Genomic DNA, 3,464 nt, shown 5'->3' with positions numbered 1-3,464 from the left:
GGAGTACCAGATCGATCCCTTTGTCACAAACTTGCAATGGGAATAATAATTTTTAGGAGCGACGACCGCTGAGCCACTTGGCAGCCATGATACCGACAACAGCTGCAACGAGGGGATTGCTGAGAAACTTCATAATGGCGGGTTTTTCAGCCAGAACGTCTTGGAAGATGTCTGGGTGAGAGTGATAGGTGTAGGAAGCCAGTTTGCTCACATCGTCAGCGCTCATACGGCTGGGGTGGTGGGTAGAGAGTCCCAACTGCTGCTCTAGCTGGCGATCGTTCAATCCGCGTTCCTTCAAGCGCTTGAAGAATTCACGCGCAACGTCATCGCGTTCGTTTGGCTGAATTTTGGCGATCGCACTTTTGAGTTCCGGTTCCATTTCGCTGGGAGGAATGCGATCGGGATGCAGGTTGCGACCGAACATTTGACGACGTTCGTCTACGGTAGAACGCTGTGCAAAATCATCAAAGTTATCGTATTCTCTGGAGGGGTCAACTGGCACGTCATTCATGGATTCGGCGTTACCGCTAGCCAAATCGTTCATGATTTGCCGTTTGTATTCTTCGCTGCTAGGCATTTGTTTATCTCCTGTTTCCTAAAAATTGCACTTGCTGTCAAGTTTATTGATACTGAATCTGTTTCGATTGCTCGTCGTATCGAGCCGTCAAAATCAGTTTTTTATCAGGCGCATACATCAGAACAGACACATCTTGATTGGGGAAGTTTTTATGGAAACCTTGCAGGAGCGATCGCGCTAAATTTTGCACTTCATTTGGCTTTACTTGCTGCGAAATTACAACACCCAATTTGTTGTTATCCCGCACGTAAGCGTCCTGGATGATTCCCTTCGCTGTTTGAACTACCCAATCGCCAAACTTCTGACCTGCCGAGGTACTACCGCGTTCTAGTTGAGTATAAGTTTGGCTACTAGCGACAGGCAGTTGCGGTCTTTGAGTAGCTTGAGAAACTCCGCCACAGGCGGTAGTCACTGTCAAGACTAAAACTAGAACTAAGGCTGTCAAAATTTTGCGGCTTTGCTGTATGAAAATCACGTCAATCTCCTGCAACACGACAGATGGTTGGTTAACCGAATATCTCTTTATTGGTGCGTCGGTTAAATCATTTCAAAAGGTCTAGACAACTGTTGAGTTACCTAGACCTTAACCTGACAAAGGTTTAGGCGCGATCGACTATTTCCTTGGCCTTGTCTTTGATATCTTCTTTGGTGTGCCGCGCTTCCGATTCAGCTTGTTTCATTTTTCCTTCAGCCCGATCTTCGGGATCGCCAGTGACGTTTCCCAATGCTTCTTGAGCTTTGCCTTCAATGTTTTTAGCGGTTGCTTTGGCTCTTTCTTCTAAGTTCATTTTGTTTCTCCTTTTTATGCGATTTTCAACAGTCAACTGTAAAGGTAAACTGTTCTGTTCAATACATATTCACTTTATTAACAATTTTTACCTTTAAGCTTCTCCCACAAGGTACATTGTTGGGCTTGTAGCTTGAGCCCAGCGGCCTATGCTCTAAGACATACTGGATGATAAAATCGGGGAATAAATGTTATCATATAAAAGTAGGTTTTGTTTTCAAAAGCAGTGTAAAACTTGATTTAAACCAGTTGGTTTTAGAATCACAAAAAAATCTTCCTGAAGTTGGCAATCAAACGACTAATTCTAGATTTCGTTATCATAATTAAGGTATCTTTGAAGAATGGTTATGGGGCAATTTAGTCTGCAAGCGCCGTTTAAGCCGACGGGCGACCAACCGCAAGCGATCGATCGCCTGGTCGAACACATCCAAGCAGGTCATCGCTGCCAAACTCTGCTAGGTGCAACGGGAACGGGAAAAACATTTACCGTTGGTGCGGTAATTGAAAAAGTGGGCAAACCTACTTTAGTTTTGGCACACAACAAAACTTTAGCCGCGCAGTTGTGTAACGAGTTGCGGGAGTTTTTTCCCAATAATGCCGTTGAATACTTTGTCAGTTATTACGATTACTATCAACCGGAAGCATATCTGCCAGTCACCGATACTTACATCGAAAAAACAGCGGCAATTAACGATGAAATTGATATGCTGCGACACTCGGCGACTCGATCGCTGTTCGAGCGTCGCGATGTCATTGTAGTTGCTTCTATCAGCTGCATTTACGGATTGGGTATTCCCTCGGAATATCTGAAAGCGGCGATTCCTTTGCAAGTGGGAAAAGAAGTCAATCAGCGGCAAATATTGCGCGATTTAGCTATTGTCCAATACAACCGCAACAATACAGAAATTGGTCGAGGAAAGTTTCGGTTACGCGGCGATGTGTTGGAAATTGGCCCCGCTTATGAAGATAGAATTGTGCGCGTAGAATTCTTTGGAGATGAAATTGATGCTATCCGCTACGTTGACCCTGTAACGGGAGAAATTATTCAGAGTTTGGATGCGATAAATATTTATCCAGCGCGTCACTTTGTCACGCCAGACGAAAAATTGGAAGCTGCTTGCAATGATATTCAGCAGGAACTAAAAGAGCGGTTGGCAGAATTACAAAAAGATGGTAAACTGCTGGAAGCGCAAAGGTTAGATCAGCGCACGCGGTACGATTTGGAAATGTTGCGGGAAGTCGGTTATTGCAATGGGGTAGAAAATTATTCTCGTCATTTGGCAGGTCGTCATGCGGGAGAACCGCCAGAATGTTTGATTGATTATTTCCCGAAAGATTGGCTTTTGGTGATTGATGAATCTCACGTCACCGTTCCGCAAATCCGAGGGATGTATAATGGCGACCAAGCTCGCAAAAAAGTGCTGATCGAGCATGGTTTTCGCCTTCCCAGTGCGGCAGATAATCGTCCTTTGAAAGCAGAGGAATTCTGGACGAAGGTCAATCAGTGCATATTCGTTTCCGCCACACCGGGTAACTGGGAAATAGAAATATCGGCAGATCGAGTTGTGGAACAAGTGATTCGACCGACTGGTGTGGTAGACCCAGAAATTTTTGTACGTCCGACAGAGGGACAAGTTGATGATTTGTTGGGTGAGATTAAAGATAGGGTAAAGCGACAGGAACGGGTGCTGATTACAACTTTAACCAAACGGATGGCGGAGGATTTAACGGAGTATTTGCAAGACCGAGGTATTCGGGTAAGATATTTACATTCGGAGATTCAATCGATCGAGCGGATTGAGATTTTGCAAGATTTGCGATCGGGCAGTTTTGATGTGCTGATTGGAGTTAACTTGTTGCGGGAAGGTTTGGATTTGCCAGAGGTTTCTTTGGTGGCGATTTTGGATGCCGACAAAGAAGGATTTTTGCGTGCAGAACGTTCTTTAATTCAAACGATCGGTCGTGCGGCGCGTCACGTCCAAGGTCAAGCTATTTTGTATGCAGATAATCTGACAGATAGCATGATTAAAGCAATTGACGAAACGGAACGTCGGCGCAACATTCAAATAGCATACAACCGAATGCACGGGATTACACCTC

General features: G+C 44.9%; 4 protein-coding genes. 1 reads left to right on the top strand and 3 read right to left on the bottom strand.

The annotated features are described in order from the left end of the window. Positions 1–52 precede the first annotated feature (52 nt). The 3 genes from H6S82_RS24505 to H6S82_RS24495 form a co-directional block, all read right to left on the bottom strand. Positions 53–577, bottom strand: coding sequence for a hypothetical protein (locus H6S82_RS24505; protein WP_190464143.1), 525 nt, complete (start codon positions 575–577; stop codon positions 53–55). 43 nt (positions 578–620) lie between these two features. After that, entirely contained in the window at positions 621–1,052 is a 432-nt protein-coding gene (locus H6S82_RS24500; RefSeq protein ID WP_190464142.1) for a hypothetical protein, read from the bottom strand. 124 nt (positions 1,053–1,176) lie between these two features. Further along, positions 1,177–1,365, bottom strand: coding sequence for a CsbD family protein (locus tag H6S82_RS24495; protein WP_190464141.1), 189 nt, complete (start codon positions 1,363–1,365; stop codon positions 1,177–1,179). Positions 1,366–1,711: 346 nt separating this feature from the next. Here H6S82_RS24495 and uvrB point away from each other — a divergent pair. Continuing rightward, the coding region (gene uvrB, locus H6S82_RS24490) for an excinuclease ABC subunit UvrB (protein ID WP_191056850.1) at positions 1,712–3,464 on the top strand (1,753 nt) is incomplete at its 3' end.

Origin of the sequence: Planktothrix sp. FACHB-1355, assembly GCF_014748295.1 — a bacterium.
Lineage (GTDB): Bacteria > Cyanobacteriota > Cyanobacteriia > Cyanobacteriales > Aerosakkonemataceae > Aerosakkonema > Aerosakkonema funiforme_A.
The sequence above is the reverse complement of the archived record's forward strand: the minus strand, read 5'-3'. Positions and strand labels throughout refer to the sequence as shown.

Excerpts from the sequence above, each read along its gene's own strand:
- H6S82_RS24505 (WP_190464143.1), bottom strand. The coding sequence starts at position 577 with ATGCCTAGCAGCGAAGAATACAAACGGCAAATCATGAACGATTTGGCT.
- H6S82_RS24495 (WP_190464141.1), bottom strand. The coding sequence starts at position 1,365 with ATGAACTTAGAAGAAAGAGCCAAAGCAACCGCTAAAAACATTGAAGGC.